This is a genomic window from Variovorax sp. WDL1, from assembly GCF_001541225.1.
Classification (GTDB): Bacteria; Pseudomonadota; Gammaproteobacteria; order Burkholderiales; family Burkholderiaceae_C; genus Variovorax.
Window position 1 is genome coordinate 26,272 of record NZ_LMTS01000242.1, and the last position, 21,540, is coordinate 47,811.

The following is a 21,540-nucleotide window of genomic DNA, read 5'->3' on the forward strand; positions in this document are numbered from 1 at the left end:
AGGAGAAACGCATGAACATCGGTTCCATCTGCACACGGCGCATGATCGCCGTGGACAGCAGCAGCACGCTCGCCCAGGCCGCCGGCCTGATGCGCGAACATCACGTCGGCGCCCTGATCGTCACGAGCCAGACCGCAGCGGGTCCCTGCGTGACGGGCGTCGTCACCGACCGCGACCTGGTGATCGACGTGCTTGCCCGCGGCCTGGAGACCGCAGGCATCAAGATCGGCGACCTGGCGAGCGACAAGATCGCAAGCGTCCCTGAAGAAGCCGACATCGCCGGCGCCATGGCGGTGATGGAGGCCCATGGCGTACGGCGAGTGCTGGTGACCGATGGCGAGAAGCGCGTAACCGGCATCGTCTCGCTCGACGACCTGATGGACGCGTGCGCGAAGGAACTGGCCGGCCTCGCCGCGGTGATTCGCAGCGGCATCGAGCGCGAGGTCGCCGAATCCAGGGGCGACCCGCAGCCGCCGAAGCCGATGCCCTTGCGCGTTCCAGCCGTGGGCACCGCGGGCTGGACATCGTGACGGGGCGATGGCCAGTCCGGCTCGGGAAAGACCCATGAAGATCACCATCCGAATGTCTGCCAGGAGAGCGTGCGAGGTGCAGGTCGGCACGACCCATCATCCCTACACAGGACCGCTTCCAGAAGTCGGGCAGACCATCGTGATCCCCGAGGACGCCAACGTCGAGCAGGAGGCCACGGGCAAGGCGAAGGTCACCAAGATCCTGTGGCACTACAACCCGACCTCCAGCGCGCTCTGGCCCGAGATCGTGTGCAGGATCGCGTAGGGCAGGTCGCAGAGAGCTACTGGAGCCTCCCGCCCGGGCGGCTGATGGCGCAGTTGCGCGCGACGGACCGCGGCCTCACCACGGCGGAGGCGGCCGTGCGCCTGGCCGGGTACGGACCCAACGCCATCGAGGCGGCAACGCGCGCGAGCGCCCTGGGCCTCTACGCAAGGCAGTTCAAGAGCCCGCTGGTGCTGATCCTGATCGTCGCCTCGGTCATCTCCCTGGTCGCCACGGAATGGCTCGATGCCGGCGTCGTGCTCGCCATCGTCCTGGGCAGCACGATCCTCGGGTTCGTGCAGGAGTACGTCGCCAGCAACGCTGTCGAACGGCTTCGCTCGCAGGTCACCCTCAGGGCCCTCGTGATGCGAGATGGGGTCGAGCTCACACTGCCTTCTGCCGAGGTGGTGCCCGGGGACGTGGTGCGACTGAGGGCCGGCAGCCTGGTCCCGGCCGACGCGCTGGTGCTGGATGCGAATGATTTCTTCGTCAGCCAGGCGGTGCTCACCGGGGAGACCTTCCCCGTGGAGAAGATGCCCGGCTCGGTGGCGCCGGCAGCGGGCCTGAACGAGCGCAGCAACTGTGTCTTCATGGGCACCAGTGTCCGCAGCGGCACGGCGCGGGTGCTCGTTGCGGCGACGGGCAGGCGATCCGTCTTCGGCCAGGTCGCGGGAAAGCTCGCGCTGCGCCCGGCATTGACCGAGTTCGAGCGCGGTATCCAGCGTTTCGGCTACCTGCTCACGCGCATCATGCTGGTGATGGTGATGGTCGTGCTCGCGATCAACATCTTCATGGACAAGCCGCCGGTGGAGTCGCTGCTGTTCGCGCTGGCGCTCGCGGTGGGTCTGGCGCCCGAGCTGCTGCCCGCCATCATCAGCGTCACGCTGTCGCACGGCGCCAAGCGGATGGCGCGCCTGGGCGTCATCGTGCGGCGCCTGAATTCCATCGAGAACCTGGGCAGCATGGACGTGCTGTGCACCGACAAGACGGGCACGCTCACGGCGGGGGTCGTGCAGCTCGATGCCGCGGTCGACCTGGCCGCCCGCCCCAGCGCGGCGGTACTGCGCCTCGCCTGCATTAACGCGCGATTCCAGACCGGCATGGCCAACCCGCTGGACGAGGCCGTGAGCTCCGCTGGCGACAAGGCGGGCGTGGACCTGGCGACCGTCAGCAAGGTGGATGAGATCCCCTACGACTTCGTTCGGCGCTCACTCTCGGTGGTCGCGGCCGACCCCACCGGCGTGCGCACCCTCGTGACCAAGGGTGCGCTGTCGAACGTCCTGGCGATGTGCGACCGGGTGCGCGACGGCACGGCGGCTGCCGCGCTGGATGCGGCAGCTCGGGCGCAGATCGAGGCGAGCTACGACGGCTGGAGCACCCAGGGATTCCGCGTGCTTGGCGTGGCTTCGCGCACGGTCGACCGACGCAGCGCTTCCTATTCCCGGGGCGATGAAACCGGGATGTGCTTCGAGGGTTTCCTGCTCTTCCTCGATCCGCCGAAGGACGATGCGCGCCAGACCCTCGTGGACCTGGCGCAGCGCGGCGTGCAGCTGAAGATGATCACCGGCGACAACCACAAGGTGGCTCGGCACATTGCGCAGGCGATCGGCCTGCCGGTCGAGGCGACCCTGACAGGCGCCGCCCTGGACACGATGAGCGACGAGGCCCTGCTGCATGCGGCGCAGCAGACCACCGTCTTCGCCGAGGTGGACCCGAACCAGAAGGAGCGCATCATCCTTGCGCTGCGCAAGACCGGCCACGTGGTCGGGTACATGGGAGACGGCATCAACGATGCTCCTGCCCTGCACAGCGCGGACGTGGGCATCTCGGTCGACACCGCAGTGGACGTAGCCAAGGACGCCGCGGACTTCATGCTGCTGCGCAAGGACCTGGCCATCCTGCGGGCCGGCATCGACGAAGGCCGCATGATCTTCGCCAACACGCTCAAGTACATCCTGACCACCATCAGCGCCAACTTCGGCAACATGTTCAGCATGGCGGTCGCATCCGTCCTGCTGCCGTTCCTGCCCCTGCTGGCCTCGCAGATCCTGCTGAACAACTTCCTGTCGGACATTCCCGCCGCCGCCATCGCCAGCGACACGGTGGACGACGAATGGGTGGCGAAGCCGCGCCGCTGGGACACGGCATTCATTCGCGACTACATGGTGCTGTTCGGCCTCGTGAGTTCGGTGTTCGACTTCCTCACGTTCGGCGCCCTGCTGTGGCTGTTCCAGGCCACCCCCGAGGAGTTCCGCACCGGCTGGTTCATCGAATCGCTGCTGACGGAACTGGTGATCGCGCTCGTGGTCCGCACGCGCGGCCCCTTCTGGCGCAGCCGGCCGGGACACCTGCTGCTCGCGAGCACTGCGGCGGTGACGGCTCTGGCGCTCGCGCTGCCATACCTGCCGTTCGTGTCCGTCCTCGGCTTCGTGCCGCTGCCCGCATCGCTGGTGCTGGCGATGATCGTCCTGACCCTGGCCTATGTCGCGGCCGCGGAGGTGGCCAAGCGATTCTTCTATCGGCGGCGCTAGCTGTCGCATCGGACACGGGCCGCGCTTGCGGCGGAAGTACGGTGTCGATCGCGCAGGACGATGACCGGTACTGCAATTCCGCTCAAGAGCAGGAGCCAGTCTTGCGCGACGTCGAGCAGGATGGCGGCGCTGCCGCCCACCAGCGACCAGAAGAGTGGAATGGCGAGCAGCCAGCGCGGCACCGGCGTCGTCGTGAGCAGCAGCAAGCCGAAAGTGAAGATCGTGACCGGACAAGGCGTGATGCCGAACATCGGAACCTCGGGATAGCGATGGCCGGTCCACACCCCCAGCAGCGGGTAAAGCACCGCCGCATAGATGACAAGAGCCCACCCCAACCAGGCACTTGGCCTCCCGCTGGTGCCGAAGTCCATGCGGCCGCGCAGGACGGCCGCATGGAACAGGCCTGCGCCCTGCAGGACGAACAGGGCACCGAAGAGCAACGCCGCCTGGTTGAGGGCCGAGAAGAACAGCCAGTGGTATGCGATTCCGGTCCAGGCCCACATCAGGGCCAGGCCCGTTCCGATGACGCGGCTGCCTGCGCGCGAAGGCCGAACGACCATGCCGGCCATGACGATGCCGAGCAGGTAGCCAATGACTTGCATCGGCCAAACGGCATCGTTGTAGGCGCCGAAGAGGGCGATGAACTGATCGGTGGCAAATGGCAGCATGAGGTCTACATGGAGAGTGCACGGCCTTCCGCTGGATAGGCGAACTTCGCTTCGAAGCATGCGCCGCAATGTTCCGCCTCGCACGTCGACCTGCCTTGCGCCACATCAAGGCGCGGTGCGCCAGCGTTCCGATACTGGCAGCTCCTCTCCATTCAAGATTGAAGGGAACCTGTCATGTACCAGAAAATTCTTGTGCCCCTCGACGGCAGTGCGACGGCGCAACGCGGGCTGGAAGAAGCCACCCGGTTGGCGAAACTGACGCAGGGCCGCCTGCGGCTCTTCCACGTGATCGACGAACTCTCGTTCGCGCTTGCCATGGACGCCTATGCCGGCCACGCCGGGGACTGGCTGAGTGTGCTGCGCGAGGATGGCGAGCGGCTGCTCGCGGAAGCGAAGGCTGTCGCGAATGCCGCCGGCGTCGAGGCCGACACGGTCCTTCACGACAGGCGTTCCGGACAAGTTCACGAGCTGGTCACCGCCGAAGCCGCCAGATGGCCCGCGGATCTGATCGTCCTGGGCACGCATGGCCGCCGCGGCGTAGGTCGCGTCGTCATGGGCAGCAGCGCGGAGCACATCCTGCGGCATGCGCCCGTGCCGGTGCTGCTCGTGCGGGCGTCGGAGAGCGAAACCAGGCCGAAGCCGCTGGAAGCAGGGCACGTGAGCCAGCCGACGGGGGCCCTGGCCTTCGAATGATGGCAACCTATATCCGCTGGTTCTCCGAGATCGGCGCGGACGACGTGGCGAGCGTCGGCGGCAAGAATGCGTCGCTCGGCGAGATGTACCGCGCGCTGACGCCCCATGGCGTGCACGTGCCCAACGGCTTCGCGATCACGGCCGAGGCCTATCGACGCACCCTGGAGCTCTCCGGCGCGATGCCGCGCTTGAGGGATGCGTTGGCCGGCCTGGATGTCCAGGACATCGATGATCTCGCGCAGCGCGCGCAGCGTGCGCGGGAAATCGTCCTTGCCGCAACGCTCCCCGAGGAGCTGACGAGCGAGATTCGCACGGCGTACGCCCGGCTGCGAGCGGAGTGCGGCGCCGACATGAGCGTCGCGGTGCGCAGCTCCGCCACCGCGGAGGACCTGCCGACCGCCAGCTTCGCGGGCCAGCACGAGAGCTTCCTGAACATCTCCGGCGAAGCGAGGCTGCTGGACTCCGTGCGCCTGTGCTTTGCCAGCCTGTTCAAGGACCGTGCCATCGCCTACCGGGTCGACAAGGGCTTCGACCACTTCAAGGTCTTCCAGTCGGTGTGCGTGATGCAGATGGTGCGTTCCGACCGCGCTGCCAGCGGTGTCATTTTCACGCTCGACACCGACACCGGATTCCGCGATGTGGTCTTCATCACCGGCGCGTACGGCTTGGGCGAGAACGTCGTCCAGGGCACGGTCGACCCGGACGAGTTCTACGTCTTCAAGCCCACCCTGAAGCTGGGCCGCCGCGCCGTACTCAGGCGCAAGCTGGGCAGAAAGGAAGTGCGGCTGGTCTACTCGAAAGCGGCCGGCAAGGAGCCCACCTGCAACCTGCCCACCGCCCCGGAAGACCAGGCTCGATACTGCATCGACGATGCCGACGTGCTGGCACTGGCCGATGCGGCCGTGGTGATCGAGGACCACTACAGCCGCCATGCGGGCCGGCCGACCCCGATGGACATCGAATGGGCCAAGGATGGCCTGGACGGCCGGATCTACATCGTGCAGGCACGGCCCGAGACGGTCGCTTCCCGCAAGCCGCTCGACCGCATCGACGAGCATCGGCTGCATGCGACGGCGGCGCCGGTGGTCACCGGCCGGGCCGTCGGCGCGACGGTCGCGGTCGGAAGGGCCCGCGTCATCACCGATGTGTTGGCGCTCGGCCAGTTCCAACCCGGGGAAATCCTGGTTGCCGACACCACGATGCCCGATTGGGGCACCGTGATGAAGATCGCGGCCGCGGTCGTCACCAATCGCGGCGGCCGCACCTGCCACGCCGCCATCGTCGCCCGGGAGCTCGGCATTCCAGCGGTCATCGGCTGCGACGACGCGACGGCGAAGATCCGCACCGGCGACGAAGTCACCGTGTCCTGCGCGGAAGGCGCCGAAGGCCGCGTCTACGCGGGCGCAGTGCCGTTCGAGAAGACCAGCGTCGACCTGTCGGCGCTCGGTAGGCCCGAGACGCATCTGATGGTCAATCTCGGCAATCCCGACAGCGCCTTCCAGACGGCGCGGCTGCCCACCGACGGCGTCGGGCTGGCGCGCATGGAGTTCATCGTCGCCGAGCACATCAAGGTGCATCCGATGGCCCTCGTTCACCCGGAAAAGGTCGCCGACCCGGCGCAGCGGGCCGAGATCGCGCGGCTGACCCGAGGGTTCGAGCGTCCGGCCGACTACTTCGTGCGCGAGTTGTCGGAAGGGGTGGGCATGATCGCCGCGGCGTTCAATCCGAAGCCGGTGATCGTGCGCATGTCCGACTTCAAGACCAACGAGTACGCCAGCCTGCTCGGCGGCAGCGGGTTCGAGCCGAAGGAGGAGAACCCGATGATCGGCTTTCGCGGGGCCTCGCGCTACACGCATCCGGCCTACGCGGAAGGCTTCGCGCTCGAATGCGCCGCCATGAAGCGAGTGCGCGAGGAGATGGGGCTCGTCAACGTGAAGCTGATGATTCCGTTCTGTCGCCGGGTCCAGGAGGCCGAGCGCGTGCTCGAGGCGATGGCCTCGCATGGCCTGCGGCGCGGCGACGCGGGTCTGGAGATCTACGTCATGTGCGAGATCCCCAACAACGTGATCCAGGTCGATGCCTTCGCCCGGCTCTTCGACGGCTTCTCGATCGGCTCCAACGACCTGACCCAGCTGGTGCTGGGCGTGGACCGCGACTCGCGCCTCGTGGCCTTCGATTTCGACGAGCGCGACGACGGCGTCAAGGCGATGATTCGCCAGGCCGTGGAAGGCGCGCAACGCAACGGCCGTCACGTCGGCATCTGCGGCCAGGCGCCTTCGGACTATCCGGAAATGGCGGCGTACCTGGTCGAGCTCGGCATCGATTCGATGAGCGTGACACCGGACACGCTGCTCAAGACCACGCGCGACGTCCTCGCCGTCGAAGAGCGGCTCGGGCGCCCTCCCCGCCAGCAACCGCAAGGATCAAGTTCATGAACCCGCCCATCTCGTCAATGATGCAGCGCCCGGTGTACAGCGTGACCATGGAAGACAGCGTCGCGCAGGTGGAAGCCATGCTCGCCGCCAGGCACCTGTCGTGGGTGCCTGTCCTGGAGCCCGCACGCGGCGAAGTCGCGGGCATCATCAGCGCATCGGATCTTGTTGCATTCCATGCCCAGGGTCGGGACGCCGCCACAACGCACGCATGGCAGATGTGCTCCTACAAACCCATCGTCGTCGACGTCGCGATGCCGGCCGGCCAGGTGGCGGCGCTCATGGTGGAGCGCGGCGTCCACCACGTGGTCGTGACCGACGACACCGGCATCGCCGGCGTGGTGTCGTCGCTGGACTTCGTGCGGAGCTTCGCGGCAGCCCCTGACGTTCCGCCGGCTTCAAAATGACGCGTCCCCGCCGTCACGCTGAACCCCGCCGCCGGATGGACGGCTTCCGTCAAGATCGGCAGCGATCCGGGTGATCACATCGCCGGGGCAACGGCGGCCAGGGCCGGCGCCGCGGCGCTGCTGACCAGGGCGAGCAACTCCGATTCCTCCAGCGTCTCCTTGGCCATCAATGCATGCACGCATCGGTCGAGCGTCGCGCGGCGCGCGCGCAGCAGCTGGGTCGCGCGTTCCAGGGCATCCTTCAACAGTCCGCGCACGGCGCTATCGATCTGCTGCGCGGTCTGTTCGCTGGCGGCGCCGGCCTGCCCGGATGCCGGGTGCTGTGCGGGCTCGAGAAAGAGCGACGCCGGCTCGCCGTACACCACAGGGCCGAGGCCGATGTCCATTCCATAGCGCTGCACCATGTCGCGCGCCAGGTCCGTCGCCTTGACCAGATCGTCCGCGGCGCCGGTGGAAGGCTCGCCGAAGACCAACATCTCCGCGGCCCGCCCGCCGAGCAGCACTGCCAGCTTGTCGAGCAGCTCCGCGCGCCGCAGCAGGTGACGATCCTCCGAAGGCCGCTGCAGCGTATAGCCGAGCGCGCCGATGCCATGCGGCACGATAGAGACCTTGTGCACCTTGTCGGCGCCGGGCAGCGCCAGTGCTGTCAACGCATGGCCCAGTTCATGGGTGGCCACCAGCCTGCGCTCCAGCGGGCCAAGGATGCGGTTCTTCTTCTCGATGCCGGCAACGATGCGCTCGATGGCCTGCGTGAAGTCGGACATCGTCACCGCATTGCCCTTGCGCCGGGTCGCGACCAGGGCCGCCTCGTTGACCAGGTTTGCGAGATCCGCACCGGCAAAGCCGACCGTGATGGCGGCAACCTGATCGAGATCCACATCCGGGGACAGGCCGATCTTCCTCGCGTGCACCTTCAGGATCGCGGCACGCCCGTTGCGATCCGGCCGGTCGACCAGCACCTGTCGATCGAAGCGGCCGGCGCGCAACAGCGCCGGGTCCAGCGTCTCGGGGCGATTGGTGGCTGCCAGCAGCACGACCCCGACGCTCGGATCGAAGCCATCGAGTTCGACCAGCAGCTGGTTCAGCGTCTGCTCGCGCTCCTCCTGGCCGCCGGCCATCGGGAACGCGGCGCGCGCCTTGCCGAGGGCATCGAGCTCATCGATGAAGATGATGGCGGGCGCATTGGCCCGCGCCTGCTCGAAGAGATCGCGCACGCGTGCCGCCCCGACACCGACGAACATCTCGATGAACTCGGAACCGCTGATCGAGAAGAAGACCACGCCGGCCTCCCCGGCGACCGCTCGCGCGAGCAGGGTCTTGCCGGTGCCGGTCGGCCCCATCAGGAGCACGCCCTTGGGAATGCGTGCACCCAGGCGGCCATGCTCCTTCGGATTCTTCAGGAAGTCGACGATCTCCTGCAGCTCCTCCTTGGCTTCGTCGACCCCGGCCACGTCTTCGAAGCGCACGCCGGTGCTCTTTTCCATGTAGACCTTCGCCTTGCTGCGGCCGATGCCCAGCAGCCCGCCGCCCATCCCGCCTCCAGCGCGACGAGCCAGGAAGCTCCACAGGCCGAACATCAGCAGGACGGGGAGAATCCACTGCAGGAGGGTCTGAACCCAGGTCGAGCTGTGAACCCGTTGATAGGGCACATCGAAGGACGCGAGCCGCTGCGCGATCTGTGGTTCCACCATCGTCGCCGCAACGAACTGCCTGCCCTCGGCGTCGGGCGTCTTGAGCCGTCCGGTGATCACCGTGTCGCCCACGGTGACTTCGGCGATCCGCCCATCGAGCAGCTGCCGCTCGAAGGTGCTGTAAGGAAGCACCTCGACGCCCCGGCTCTGCGTCCAGTAGTCCCACATCAACAGGCCGAGCGCGGCCGCGAGCCACACGGCGCCAAGGTTCAGATGGGTCAACTTCCACTTCTTCATGGTGGCCTCGTCAAATATTGGGATTGAGGCACGGCGGCCGAGCGGCGGCCTTGACGCAGAGCAAGCCCATGCGTCGAACGGGCGGGGTGCAAAGGAGGCATCGCTCCTCCCGATTCTTGCGCTGGCGCAAACCCGGCAATCGTGAAGACGCGCAACATGTCCCACACATCTCAGGAGCTCTTCCCATGAAAGATCAGTGGATTCTTGTTGCCAATGCCTCGATCGCTCGGCTGTTCAGGCGTGGGTCGGCCAGCGAGGCGTTGGTCCCCGTGGAGACGATGACGCATCGGGAAAGCCGCCTCAAGGCCTCCGAACTGGCGCACGACCGGCCAGGTCGCGAAGCCAACGACAACAGCAGCGGTGCCAATCGCTTCGAGCCGCGCAGCGATGTGCGCCGCAAGGAGCATCTGCGCTTCGCGCACGAAATCTCCGAGCGCCTGGACAAAGGGCTGGCCGCGGGCGAGTTCGGCTCGCTGCTGGTTTTCGCTTCGAGTCCCTTCCTGGGCGAACTGCGGGCGCTTCTGAGCGAACCGGTCGAGAAACATCTGAAGTTGGCGCTCAACACCGACCTCGCCGGACTTGACATGGCCGAGATCGAGTCGAGATTGCCGCATGTCTTGGGCGACGCGAACCGATCGGCATGACCGCCGTTCCTTCGCTCTCATGACGACGAGGCCGGCGATTGCCGGCGCGTCCGTCTCAGCCTTGCACTCGCCAGCTGCCGTCTGCCTGTCGGCACGCGGTCCCCGTGACCCTCTCCAGGCGCCCTGCCACCATCGCCTCGACCGTGTAGTCGCGGCACGGCGCACCACGCACCTCATAGGTTTGCACAGGCGTCACCACGTAGGTGTTGCCTGTATCGGGGTTGCGCCATTTCGATGAACGTCCGGTCGCAACCGTCTCGAATGCGTGCGCGGTATGCCTGCGATCGCCCTCGTCCATCGCTCGCCCGGCCAGCCCGCCGACCCCGGCGCCGACGAGGGCTCCGATGATGGCTCCAGCGGTGCCGTGGCCGCTGACCTCCGCGCCGGCGACGCCGCCCGCACCGCCGGCAGCCATTCCGGCCTGCTCGGGCGTGGGCGGCGAAGTGCAGGCGCCCAGCAGCATGGCTGCCACGGCGCCCGCAAGAACCAGTCTGTGTGCCATTCGAGATCTCCTGCTGCGCAGACGATGCTAAGCATCGCATCCGTTGCAGCGGTTGCGCTGTATCAAGCTTCCTGGGGGCCGCGAGCCGGCGAGCCTGGCCGCGCAACTGTGTGCAAGTCGCGCGCATGAGAGTTGAGGAAGATCAAGCCGCTTATCGGCGCGCCTGCCTACATTGACAAGGCGCGGTTCAAATGCCCGCGTCTTCGCAATCACTTCTACCCAAGGAACCATCATGAGCAACCTGAGACTGCTGGACCCGGTGTTCGGCAACGACTTCGAAACCGCGCTGCGCCGCTTCTTCTCCCCGACCGTCTTCGAGGGCGAGACCGCGCCGCTGAAGATGCGCATCGACGTGAAGGAGAACGACAAGGCCTTCACCGTGCAGGCCGACATTCCGGGCGTCAAGAAGGAAGACATCAACGTGAAGATCGACGGCAACGTCGTCAGCATCGACGCCGAGTCGAAGAGCGAGAAGGAGACCAAGGGCGACGGCGACAAGATCCTGCGCAGCGAGCGCTACTACGGGTCGGTTTCGCGCACGTTCAGCCTTGGCCAGGACGTCGACGACACGAAGGTGCAAGCAAAGTACCTCGACGGCGTGCTCACGCTGGAGCTGCCGAAGAAGGCGCCCGCTGCCTCCTCGAAGATCGTCATCGAGTGAGCTGCCATGCGGCCCTGAAGACCGGGCGAACCGGTCCTTGGGGCCAGAGGCTTCCCACGAATAGCATGATGTTCGACGATCCAAGCAGCGCCCGGTCCTCCGGGGGCGTCGCTCCGCTCAGTCGCACCAATTGTCTGTCTACGCTTCGCGCCATCGAGAATGACATGGAGACAGCACTCGAGGCCGCGCGCAAGGCACGTGCAGCCCATTGCCTGGAGTCCTTGCGCGGGCTTCTCTCGCATTTCGAGCTGGGCCGCCATGAAGTCCGGATCAGCGCGTTCTCGGATTCCACATGCCTGATCGTGCGCGTTCGTTCGCCGCTCTCCGACGGCCATGCGCGGCAGCCGGGCAAGCTGCGCTCCGATGGAGTGGTGCTCGACGTTCTTCAGGAGATCGACGACTTCCTTCAGGACCATGAGGAATGGACACGCCTGCTCGACGGCGAGATCCTCAATCCATGACAAGGCGCGATGGGCCTGCGAAACGCACGCGTGTGGTTCTCTTGATCCAGCGCAACGCGGTGGCGGCAATCTCTTCCTACAGTGGCATGGGCTCCTTTCTGGAGACCAGCCGCGATCTCTCAATGAAAGGCAAGTCATGAAATCCGATACGCAACTCCGAACCGACGTCCTGGCCGAACTCGACTGGGACCCGGCGATCAAGGCCGGCGCAGTCGGCGTCACCGCCAAAGAGGGCGTGGTCACCTTGACAGGCCATCTGGGCAGCCATGCCGAGAAGGTGGCCGCCGAACGCGCGGCGCAACGGGTCCGGGGCGTGAAGGCGCTTGCGGTCGAGTTGACGGTCAAGCTGCCCGCTGGCGATGAACGCACGGATGCCGACATCGCGCGGGCCGTGGAGCACGCGCTCGAATGGACCATCCTCGTGCCCACGGGGAAGATCAAGCCGATGGTCGAGGCCGGCTGGGTGACGCTGAACGGGGAGGTCGAGTGGGAGTACCAGCGCCGCGCAGCGGAGAACGCGGTGCGCCACCTGATGGGTGTCACCGGCGTATCGAACATGGTCAAGATCGCCCCGAAGCTGCACGCCGCGGACGTTGAGAAGAAGCTGCGGGAAGCGTTGGCCCGGCAGGCGCAGCGCGAGAGCGACCGCATCCGGATTTCGGTCGACGGGTCGAAGGTCGCACTGCGCGGGAGCGTTCACTCCTTCGCCGAGCTCTACGCCGTCCGCGACGCCGCCTGGTCGGTGCCGGGCGTGACTTCGGTCGACAACGACCTGGTGGTCCTGGACTGAAGCCGAGCCCGGCTGACGGCGCGAAGCTCGATGTCATGAAGAAGCGCTCGACTCCCAAGCCTTCCACCGCACCCGCAAAAGGGCGCCGGGTCCGATCGCCGATGCCTCCCGCTCCCGGCGAAGCCGCAGGCGATGCGATCGGCAGCACGCGGCGGGGCGCGTGGGATACGGATCGAACCGATATCGAAAGGGCCAACGAAGGGCATGGTCAATCGATCGAGACCGCATCGCGCGATGCGGAGGCAGGGGGCGTCGAAGCGCCGGAATCTCTCTCGGAAGGCAAGAAGGCCCTGCCTTTCGAATAGCCGCCGATCGCAACAGGCGCGTTCGCCGACATCACCTTCGGCTTGAGGATGATCTCATTCGTCAGGCCCAGGACACCGGTCAACGCGCGGACAGCCTCCATGGCAGCGTTGCGCTGGTAACTCATATCCAGTGGGCGAACTGAAACGCAGGGTGCGCATGCATGAACGTTGATGCAGCGCAAGCGCGGCGGCACGCTGGCAACGAACAATGAGCCTGCTTGTCGCAAGGCCGGCGGCGGGCAGGTCCAAGACGGCCGACGAAACGAGGAAACGCCATGTACCAACATATCCTGGTTCCCCTGGATGGCAGTGCCACCGCCGAACGCGGACTGCGCGAAGCAGTCCGGCTCGCCGCCGAGCAGAAGAGCAAGCTCCATCTGCTGCACGTGATCGAGGATTTTCCGACGCTGATGGAGATGTCATCGGCCGTGAGCTTCGACTCCGTGATGCGCGAGGTACGCGGCTACGGCGAGGACGTGCTTTCGAAGGCCAAGGCTGCGGCCGCGGCAGCCGGCGTGACGGCGCAGACCTCCCTGCGTGAGGTGACGCGCGGCCGGATCGCCAGCGTCGTGATCGACGAGGCGCGCAGCTCGGGCTGCGACTTGATCGTCATGGGCACGCATGGGCGGCGCGGCTTCAGCCGTCTGGCGCTCGGCAGCGACGCCGACCTGGTGGTGCGTCAGAGCCCCGTGCCCGTCCTCCTGGTTCGTGACGATCCGGAACAGTCCTGAAGCGCCACGCCTCGTGCGACAGCCACGCCAGCTCCTCTGCGCCCTCGCCTGCGCCTGCCTGCTCTGCGGCTGCGGCACCAGTCCGGCCCAGGTCCCGCCGGCAGGCATCGAATCCCCCCCGCAGCAGGTGGCGGCCTTCTCGACTCTGGTCGCGAGCCGCAGCGCGACGGTGGTGGACATCAGCACCCTGCGCATCGGGCGCGATGAAAGCGAAGGCGAGACGGGCCTGGAATTCGCGCCCGAGAACGATTTCGCGGACCGGCTTGCCTGGCCGCTTCCGGCCAGCGCGACGATCAGCCAGATCCGGGACCTGGCCTCGGGGATCATTGTCTCGAGCGACGGGCTCATCCTCACCAGCGCACACGTCGTCAGCCATGTCGACGAAGCACAGGTCCGCCTGGACGACGGGCGCCGGTTCACGGCCCGTCTGGTCGGCAGCGATCGGCAGACCGATGTCGCGTTGCTGAAGATCGACGCCGAGGGGCTTCCGGTTGCGGTCATCGGCGATTCATCGCAGCTGCGGCCGGGCGACTGGGTGGCGGCGATCGGCGCGCCGTTCGGATTTCATGGAAGCGTCACCACCGGCGTGGTGAGTGCGAAGGATCGACTGATCGCCGGCGCCGGCGAGATTCCGTTCATCCAGACCGACGTCGCCATCAACCCCGGCAGCTCGGGCAGTCCGCTGTTCAACAGCCGAGGCGAAGTGGTCGCGATCAACTCGATGATCTACAGCGGCAGCGGCGGCTACATGGGCCTGTCGTTCGCGGTGCCGATCAACCTGGCCATGCAGATCTCCAAGCAGTTGCGCGCCACCGGCGCGGTGCGCCGGGCGCGCCTGGGTGCCGAGTTCCAGGAGATGACGCCCTTGCTGGCGGATTCGTTCGGTCTTGCCCTGTCCGCCGGCGCGCTGGTCGTCAACGTGGAGCCGGACAGCCCGGCCCGGCGCGCGGGCCTGGCAGCCGGCGACATCGTGACGGCCATGGATGGTGCGCGCTTCTCGCACTTCTCCGAGCTGCTGCAGCAGATCGCCGGGCGTGCACCTGGCACGCGCAGCCGCCTCGAGCTCTGGCGCCGCGGCGAGCCGCACACGATCTGGGTCACGCTCTCCGAGCAGCCGGGCACACGGCTCCCCTCGCCCAGTACCACCGAGCCCGAATGGAACGACGGTCTCGGCCTGAGTCTTGCAGAGCTGTCGGCTGCAACGCGCCAGCTGCTTCGCATCGACGCGGGGTTGCTGGTGCGCGAATCGAGCGGGCTCGCCCGCAGCGAGGGCATCCGGGCGGGCGATCTGATCGTCGCCGTCAATGACCAGCGCCTCGAACGCGTGGACGATTTCCGGCGCGCGCTGTTGCACGTGAGCGCGGGCCGAACCGTCGCATTGCTGGTCATGCGCGATCGCCGGCTGGCCTATGTGCCGATCAGGATCTCCGGGCGGCCCGTGTCGCACTGACCTCCAGGGTCCTGTTCTGCCGCATCTACCTTGATACCAAGGTATGGACCGACACCATCGTGCAATGGCTTCTCCATTTCGCCTGTCGTTTGATGTGCTGCCGCGCCGATGGGCACTCGCGCCGCTGAATCCGACCCACCAGCACACACCCCCACTCAAAGGATGTACCCATGCCTGACCAGCTCACCATCCCCCGCCGTTCGTTCCTGGGCAAGGCAGCCGTGGGAGTTGCCGCAACGCAGCTGGCGGCCAGCATCACGGCGTTTGCGCAGCCGAGAGACCTTGCATCGACGCCTGCACCGAGCCCCTCGGCCCCGCTGAACCTTCTTGGACCCATCAAGAACGTCGAGGCGGGCGTGCTGAATGTCGGCTACGCAGAGATGGGGCCGGCGAGCGGCGCCCCGATCGTCCTTCTGCATGGTTGGCCCTACGACATCCACACCTACGTCGATGTCGCACCATTGCTGGCCTCGGAGGGCTTCCGCATCATCGTCCCGCACCTGCGCGGCTATGGCACGACAAGATTCATTTCCAGCACGACGCCCAGGAACGGCCAGCCGGCCGCGATTGCTGTCGACATCATCGCGTTGATGGATGCGCTGAAGATCCAGAGGGCGACGATTGCCGGCTGCGACTGGGGCGCACGAACCGCCTGCATTCTTGCTGCGATGTGGCCGGAGCGTGTCAAGGCACTGGTTTCGGTCAGCGGCTACCTGATCGGGAGCCAGGCAGCGGGCAAGGCGCCGTTGCCACCCAAGGCTGAGCTGCAGTGGTGGTACCAGTACTACTTCGCCACCGAACGCGGCCGAGCCGGGTACGAGAAGCACCGTCGCGAGTTCTCGAAGCTGATCTGGCAGATCGCATCTCCGCGATGGGCCTTCGACGACGCCACGTTCGATCGGAGTGCCTCGGCGCTGGACAACCCGGACCACGTGAGTGTGGTGGTCCACAACTATCGGTGGCGCCTTGGCTTGGCGGAAGGCGAGTCGAGATACGACGACCTGGAACGTCGACTCGCCGAGGCCCCGACCATCAATGTACCGACCATCAGCTTCGAAGGCGATGCCAACGGTGCCCCACATCCAGCTGCGGCTTCCTACGCCAGGAAGTTCTCGGGCAGATACGAGCATCGCGTAGTCGAAGGCGGCGTCGGTCACAACCTGCCCCAGGAGGCGCCCGGGGCCTTCGCCGCAGCTGTGGTCGAACTCGCTCGCCTCTGACGGACCGTCGCTCTTGCTCTTCCGGGAACCGATGACGCAGTTTGCGGGCGCATCGTCGCGTCCGGTGGCCTGTTCGGAGGCCGTGCGCTGCGCCGCATCGGCGCGTTCGATAGGATCCGGGCTCGACAACGACCCCGCCTCTCGCGCCTCCCATGCACGACCCGACCTCCCGAGATGCCGCCTCAGCGGCGGCCCCTGGCATGAACGTCAGAACGGCGATCTTCATCCTCGGGATGCATCGCAGCGGCACTTCGGCGCTGGCGCGGGTGGTCAACCTGCTTGGCGCATCGTTGCCGCGGCGGGTGCTGCCGGCAGGGCTCGGCAACGAGCTGGGCCATTGGGAGCCGGAGGCCGCCGTCGCACTGCACGACCGGATGCTGGAGGCCGCGGGCACGGCGGTCAACGCACTCAGCGGGCCGCCGGATGCCTGGTTCGCGACGCCCGCGGCGGAGGCCTTCCTCGCGCCCATGCGGCAGCTGATCGACACCGAGTTCGCCGGCGAGCCGCTCTTCGTGTTCAAGGACCCGCGCACCGCGCTGCTGTTCCCGCTGTGGCGCCGCGCGCTGGCGGATCTCGGCGTGCGATGCCTGCCCATCGTGATGCTGCGCGACCCCCTCGAGGCGGCGGCATCGCTGGTGGACCGCCAGGCCAAGGCGGTGCCTTGGCAATCCTGGAGCCTGGAACGCGCGGGGCTGCTCTGGCTGCGCTACATGCTGGCGGCCGAGCGCCATACCCGCGGCGGCGTTCGCGCGTTCTGCAGCTATGCGGACCTGTTGGACGACTGGCGGGGGGTGGCGACGCGGTTGGCCGACGACCTCGGGTGCGCGTGGCCACGGGCGTTGGCGCAGGCCGCGCCCGACATCGATGCCTTCCTGGACGCGGGCCATCGCCATCAGCGTGCGGAGCGGATGCAGGCCAGCCGCGGCGGCGTCTGGTCGTTCTGGATCGGTCCTGCCTTCGAGGCGTTGAGCCATGCCGGCGCCCGCACCGGGGTCGAGCCGAAGCAGGCGGTCCTGGACACGGTCGGGCAGTCCTTCGCGGATGTGTGCGCGGCGTTGCTGCCCATCGCCGAGCCGGCCGATTCGATGATCGTGGGCCTGCCGGCCGCCATCGCAGCGCCCGCGGTCGCAGGGCAGCGCAGCCTGTGCCTCGTCGTCACCGCGTTCATGCTGGACGCGGTGCGCACCGGCGAACTGGTGACCATGCTCGATGCCTTGCGCGGCTGCGACACGCGCGTCACCCTGGTTTCCGCCGGCGCATTTCCTGAAGCGGCAAGCCGCGCGCTGGCCGCGCTCGCCACGGAACAGGGCGTCGAGCTCCAGCCTTGCGCAGAAAGCGCGCTGACGATCGAACCCACCTTCCTGAGGACGACGGTCGAGCTGTTGCGCCATTTACGCGCGCGGCAGTTCGACGCCGTGCTGTTCCCGGACCGCGAAGGCCCGGGCTACGCGAGCATCGTCGCGAAGCAGGCGGGCCTCGCATTGGCGGCGACGAAGCTCGGGGTGATCGCCTTCGGCCAAGCCCGCTCGCAGCGCGAGCGCGAGCGTCGCTTTCCGGGCGATCTCGTCACGCTGTCGGTGGAACACATCGAACAGAAGGCCGTCGAGGGCGCCGATGCCGTCCTCCAGCCGCCGCAGGCCGTCGGCCCGTGGATGCACGACGCCGCGCAGCGCGTGGTGGATGCGGCCCCGCCGGCCAGCATCACCGTCGTGATCAGCCATTTCGAGCGGCCGCACTTGCTCGACCAGAACCTGCAGGCGCTCACGCGACAGACGGACCGCGACTTCTCCGTGCTCGTGGTCGACGACGGCAGCGAGGGCGCCGATGCGCTCCAGTACCTGGACGGCGTCGAGGAGGCTTATCGTCACCTGAACCTGCGCTTGATCCGGCAGGCCAACCAGTACCTGGGCGCGGCGCGCAATGCGGGCATTCGCGCTGCCGCGACGGAATTCGTGATTCTTCTGGACGACGACAACCTCGCCTTTCCGACGATGGTCGCGACGTTGCGGCAAGCGGTGCGCGCACTGCAGGCGGATGTGGTCACCTGCGGGATCCGCCATTTCCACGACGCCGATGGAACGCCGGATGCCGGCGGGGCGGGCCACGGACCGGACCAGTTCTTCGCGGGCGGCCCGCTGCTCGTCGGCGCCGTCCACAACTGCTTCGGGGATGCATCCGGCATCTATCGCCGCCGGATCTTCGATCGCGTGGGCTATTTCCACGAGCAGCGTGGCGTGACCTACGAAGACTGGCAGATGCACCTGCGGGTCGCGGCGGCGGGATTGCGGCTGGTCAGCCTGCCCGAGGCCCTGGTCTGGTACAGGGTGCGCGCAGACAGCATGCTGCGCACCACGCATCGCCACGACAACGCGCGCGTGATCGCGTCCACGGTGCGCGCGATGCCATGCTCGGCGCTGGAGCCGTTGACGGATTTCCTCATCGGGCAGGAGGAAGAGCGCGTCCGCCTGAACCTCAACATCGAAGCCATGCGGGCGGCGGCTGCCGCCCATGCGGCGGCGCTCTCCGAGACCGGCATCGAGGCCTCGCGCCACGCGCTGGCGCTCGAGCAGATGCTCGAGGCACGGACGAAGGACGCGCGCACGGCCGAGCGCTACGCGCAATCCCTGGAAGAGGCGCTGGCGGAGGCGCGCACGGCACGCGACGCGGCGGCCGAATACGCACGCAGCCTGGAGTCGGCGCGCGCCGCGGCGGAGGCCTATGCACGGGAGCTCGAGGCGGAGCTGGCGCGCAGGGACCGCGTGGCAGCGCCGGAACCTCCGAGCCCCGATGGTTAGAATTCGCGACTTTTCGCGACTTTTCCCGACATTGGAGAAATATGCCCTCCTGCTCCATGAGCGGGAAGCCGCACCTTAGCAATGAGCTGGCGGTCTTCACGATCGCCGCAAGCAACTACCTGGCCCATGCGAGTGTCCTCGGCGCATCGGTCGCCGAGCATCACCCCGGGCTCAAGCTCACCGTCTTCCTGCTCGATACGCCGCCGCAGGGGCTGCCGCTGTCCGAGCACCTCGTCATCGTTCCCGCCGAACAGGCTTTCGAGCGCCAGGAATGGAATCACCGGCGGGCGCACTACGACATCCTCGAGTTCGCCACGAGCGTCAAGCCCGCGTGCTTTCGCTTCCTGTTCGACCACAGTGCGCGGCGTGCGATCTACCTCGATCCGGACATCCGCGTGTTCCAGCGGCTCGACCAGTTCTGGGGCGGCGACGAATCGGACGACGCACTGGTCCTGACCCCGCACATCCTCACGCCGCTTCCCGATGACGGCTGCAAGCCCGACGACCTCGCGATCATGAGGGCCGGGCTCTACAACCTGGGCTTCGCCGCGATGCGGGATACGCCGGACGTGCGCGGGCTGCTCGACTGGTGGGATGCGAAGCTTCACCACCTCTGCCTGCACGACGTCCGCGAAGGCGTCTTCACCGACCAGAAGTGGATGGACTATGCGCCGCTGCTGCTGCGCAGCAGCAGCGCGGTGCTGGAGCATCCCGGCTTCAACGTCGCGTACTGGAACCTGCATGAGCGCGTTCCCCGCCTCGAAGGCGGGCGCTGGCAGGTGGAGAGCCGCAAGAAGGCGGACTGCGACCTCGTCTTCTTCCATTTCAGCGGCTACGCGGCAGACCAGGGCGGAATCTCGAAGCACGAAAACCGCTTCGGCAGCCAGCCGCCAGGCGATGCGCTCCGGCTGTTCGAAGACTATGCGGGCGCCCTCGAGGCGGCCGGCGTCCGGGAGACCCGCGCGATCGAAGCGCCGCGCGCCGCTTTCCGCGACGGCACGTCCTGGGACACCGCGTGCCGCGCGCTGTACCGCCAGGCCATCGCTGAAGGCCTGGCGTTCGGCGATCCGCTGGAGGAGCCGGCCTTTCTCGACTGGGCCGCGGGCGTCGCGCCCGGCGACCATGTCGGACGCTACCTCCGGGCGGTGCTGCGGCTGCGGGGCGACGTCGCCATTGCCTACGACGACGGCCGCCAAACGGCCGGGCTGTTGACGTGGCTGCGGATTTCGGGTCAGCCGGAGATGGGGCTCGACCCCGCGCTGGTCGAACGCTTCGCCGGGACAGGCGAGCCGGATGCCGCGCGTGTCAATTACGTGGGCTACCTGCGCTCGCACATTGGCGTCGGCGAGGCAGCGCGGCAGAGCATCGCGGCGCTGGAAGCCGCCGGCGTCGCGGTGCGGACGCACGACATTTCGGCCGATGCGGCGGCGCCGATCGGAAACTATGCAGTCCCGGGCGCCCGGCTGGCGGGTGCGGCGGCGGTCACCATCCTCGGCTGCAACGCGGATGTCCTGCCGGGTGTGCTCGCGGCGTTGCCGGGCGACATGCGCGACACCTATCGCATCGGCTGCTGGTACTGGGAGACGCCCTGCTTCCCGGAACAATGGGCGAACCGCTTCGACCTGGTGGACGAGATCTGGGTCGCGTCGCGATTCGTGGCCGACGCGATCCGCGAAAAGGCGACCGTGCCCGTGCTGGTGATGCCGCCCATGGTGCGTCCGCCCCGGCCACGGCGCGACCGGCCCTGGCTGGCCACGCTGCTGCCCGAGGTCACGGCAGACGAATTCGTCTTCCTGTTCCAGTTCGACGTCGCCTCCGTCCCCTTCCGCAAGAACCCCGAGGGCGCGATCGCGGCCTTCAGCGAGGCTTTCTCGCCGGAGGAGCCGGTCCGCCTCGTGCTGAAGCTGTTGAACGGGCATGCCGAGCCGCGGCTCGTGGACGCGCTGCGCAGTGCGGCGGCAGGCCGGCGGATCTCGCTGCTGGACGCGGCGCTGGAGCGCGCCGACAGCTTCCGCCTGCTTGCCAGCGCGGACAGCTTCGTCTCGCTTCACCGCTCGGAGGGCTTCGGCCTGTCGATCGCCGAGGCCATGGCCTATGAGCTGCCCGTCGTGACGACCGGCTGGAGCGGCAATGCAGACTTCACCACGGACGACAACGCCGCCATTGTTCCGTGCGACGTCGTGCCCGGCGCGCTCGCGCACGGGCCCTATCCGGCCGGCACGCCCTGGGCGGAACCCAGGCTGGACGTGGCCGCGCAGCTGATGCGCCGGGTCTGGACCGACATGGCCTGGCGCGAGGCGATCGGCCAGGCGGGCGCGGCGACGGTGGCGCAGCGCTACAGCGCGGCCACGGTCGGCACCGCAATGCGCGAGCGCCTGCTGCGCATCGAGCGCTCCGCGCGGGTCAACGTCCGGCGGCAGCAGGCGCCGGCGGCGGGTGCGCATGCATCGGACCGCACCCGGTCGGCCGCCGTCCGGATCGCATCGGACGTGCTGCGTTTCCCCGGCTACTACCTGGCGCGGCTGCCGCG

General features: G+C 67.7%; 19 protein-coding genes. 15 read left to right on the forward strand and 4 right to left on the reverse strand.

Annotated elements, in window-relative coordinates; translation table 11 throughout:
* The first annotated feature begins 11 nt into the window (after positions 1–11).
* The 3 genes from APY03_RS29965 to mgtA are packed head-to-tail and all read left to right on the forward strand — an operon-like array spanning position 12 to position 3,323.
* Complete coding sequence (locus tag APY03_RS29965; RefSeq protein ID WP_068682802.1) at positions 12–530, forward strand: CBS domain-containing protein; 519 nt, start codon at positions 12–14, stop codon at positions 528–530.
* Positions 531–564: 34 nt separating this feature from the next.
* Positions 565–795: a hypothetical protein gene (locus tag APY03_RS29970; protein WP_146039695.1), complete on the forward strand. Its 231-nt coding sequence runs from the start codon at positions 565–567 to the stop codon at positions 793–795.
* A complete protein-coding gene (gene mgtA / locus APY03_RS29975) occupies positions 780–3,323 on the forward strand; it encodes a magnesium-translocating P-type ATPase (protein WP_068682806.1) in 2,544 nt (847 codons plus the stop codon). Before APY03_RS29970 ends, mgtA begins: the two co-directional genes overlap by 16 nt.
* Here mgtA and APY03_RS29980 read toward each other — a convergent pair.
* Entirely contained in the window at positions 3,320–3,991 is a 672-nt protein-coding gene (locus tag APY03_RS29980) for a DUF6064 family protein (protein ID WP_068682808.1), read from the reverse strand. The genes mgtA and APY03_RS29980 overlap by 4 nt on opposite strands.
* Positions 3,992–4,165: 174 nt before the next feature.
* On the opposite strand from APY03_RS29980, the gene APY03_RS29985 reads away from it, so the two are divergent.
* The 3 genes from APY03_RS29985 to APY03_RS29995 are packed head-to-tail and all read left to right on the forward strand — an operon-like array spanning position 4,166 to position 7,523.
* Positions 4,166–4,684, forward strand: a complete 519-nt coding sequence (locus APY03_RS29985) for a universal stress protein (RefSeq protein WP_068682809.1) — start codon at positions 4,166–4,168, stop codon at positions 4,682–4,684.
* A complete protein-coding gene (ppsA, locus tag APY03_RS29990; protein ID WP_068682811.1) occupies positions 4,681–7,119 on the forward strand; it encodes a phosphoenolpyruvate synthase in 2,439 nt (812 codons plus the stop codon). The genes APY03_RS29985 and ppsA overlap by 4 nt, the downstream gene beginning before the upstream one ends.
* Positions 7,116–7,523, forward strand: coding sequence for a CBS domain-containing protein (locus APY03_RS29995; RefSeq protein WP_068682813.1), 408 nt, complete (start codon positions 7,116–7,118; stop codon positions 7,521–7,523). Before ppsA ends, APY03_RS29995 begins: the two co-directional genes overlap by 4 nt.
* A gap of 74 nt (positions 7,524–7,597) precedes the next feature.
* Here the strand turns inward: APY03_RS29995 and ftsH are convergent, their stop codons facing one another.
* Positions 7,598–9,451 (reverse strand): ATP-dependent zinc metalloprotease FtsH, encoded by a 1,854-nt coding sequence (ftsH, locus tag APY03_RS30000; RefSeq protein ID WP_068682816.1) that lies wholly within the window; start codon positions 9,449–9,451, stop codon positions 7,598–7,600.
* Between the two features lie 50 nt (positions 9,452–9,501).
* Here ftsH and APY03_RS30005 point away from each other — a divergent pair, with 50 nt between their 5' ends.
* Positions 9,502–10,095: a host attachment protein gene (locus APY03_RS30005; protein WP_083944652.1), complete on the forward strand. Its 594-nt coding sequence runs from the start codon at positions 9,502–9,504 to the stop codon at positions 10,093–10,095.
* A 55-nt stretch (positions 10,096–10,150) separates the two neighbouring features.
* On the opposite strand, the gene APY03_RS30010 is transcribed toward APY03_RS30005, so the two are convergent.
* Complete coding sequence (locus APY03_RS30010; RefSeq protein WP_068682821.1) at positions 10,151–10,597, reverse strand: RT0821/Lpp0805 family surface protein; 447 nt, start codon at positions 10,595–10,597, stop codon at positions 10,151–10,153.
* Positions 10,598–10,829: 232 nt separating this feature from the next.
* Here APY03_RS30010 and APY03_RS30015 point away from each other — a divergent pair, with 232 nt between their 5' ends.
* The 3 genes from APY03_RS30015 to APY03_RS30025 all read left to right on the forward strand — a co-directional run bounded on the left by APY03_RS30015 (position 10,830) and on the right by APY03_RS30025 (position 12,509).
* Entirely contained in the window at positions 10,830–11,258 is a 429-nt protein-coding gene (locus tag APY03_RS30015; RefSeq protein WP_068682823.1) for an Hsp20/alpha crystallin family protein, read from the forward strand.
* A 65-nt stretch (positions 11,259–11,323) separates the two neighbouring features.
* The gene (locus APY03_RS30020) at positions 11,324–11,719 is read left to right on the forward strand and encodes a hypothetical protein (protein WP_146039694.1); all 396 of its coding nucleotides are present in this window, start codon (positions 11,324–11,326) and stop codon (positions 11,717–11,719) included.
* 136 nt (positions 11,720–11,855) lie between these two features.
* Positions 11,856–12,509 (forward strand): BON domain-containing protein, encoded by a 654-nt coding sequence (locus tag APY03_RS30025; protein WP_068682827.1) that lies wholly within the window; start codon positions 11,856–11,858, stop codon positions 12,507–12,509.
* Positions 12,510–12,717: 208 nt separating this feature from the next.
* On the opposite strand, the gene APY03_RS44780 is transcribed toward APY03_RS30025, so the two are convergent.
* Positions 12,718–12,939, reverse strand: a complete 222-nt coding sequence (locus APY03_RS44780; protein WP_068682829.1) for a hypothetical protein — start codon at positions 12,937–12,939, stop codon at positions 12,718–12,720.
* A 150-nt stretch (positions 12,940–13,089) separates the two neighbouring features.
* On the opposite strand from APY03_RS44780, the gene APY03_RS30035 reads away from it, so the two are divergent.
* The 5 genes from APY03_RS30035 to APY03_RS30055 all read left to right on the forward strand — a co-directional run.
* On the forward strand, positions 13,090–13,545 hold the full coding sequence (locus APY03_RS30035; RefSeq protein WP_068682831.1) for a universal stress protein: 456 nt from the start codon (positions 13,090–13,092) through the stop codon (positions 13,543–13,545).
* Positions 13,546–13,558: 13 nt separating this feature from the next.
* Entirely contained in the window at positions 13,559–14,995 is a 1,437-nt protein-coding gene (locus tag APY03_RS30040; protein WP_232081273.1) for a trypsin-like peptidase domain-containing protein, read from the forward strand.
* 170 nt (positions 14,996–15,165) lie between these two features.
* The gene (locus APY03_RS30045) at positions 15,166–16,215 is read left to right on the forward strand and encodes an alpha/beta fold hydrolase (RefSeq protein WP_068682833.1); all 1,050 of its coding nucleotides are present in this window, start codon (positions 15,166–15,168) and stop codon (positions 16,213–16,215) included.
* 200 nt (positions 16,216–16,415) lie between these two features.
* On the forward strand, positions 16,416–19,010 hold the full coding sequence (locus tag APY03_RS30050) for a glycosyltransferase (protein ID WP_068682835.1): 2,595 nt from the start codon (positions 16,416–16,418) through the stop codon (positions 19,008–19,010).
* A 56-nt stretch (positions 19,011–19,066) separates the two neighbouring features.
* Positions 19,067–21,540, forward strand: a 2,474-nt coding sequence (locus APY03_RS30055) for a glycosyltransferase family 4 protein (protein ID WP_232324469.1), incomplete at its 3' end; no start/stop codon positions are given.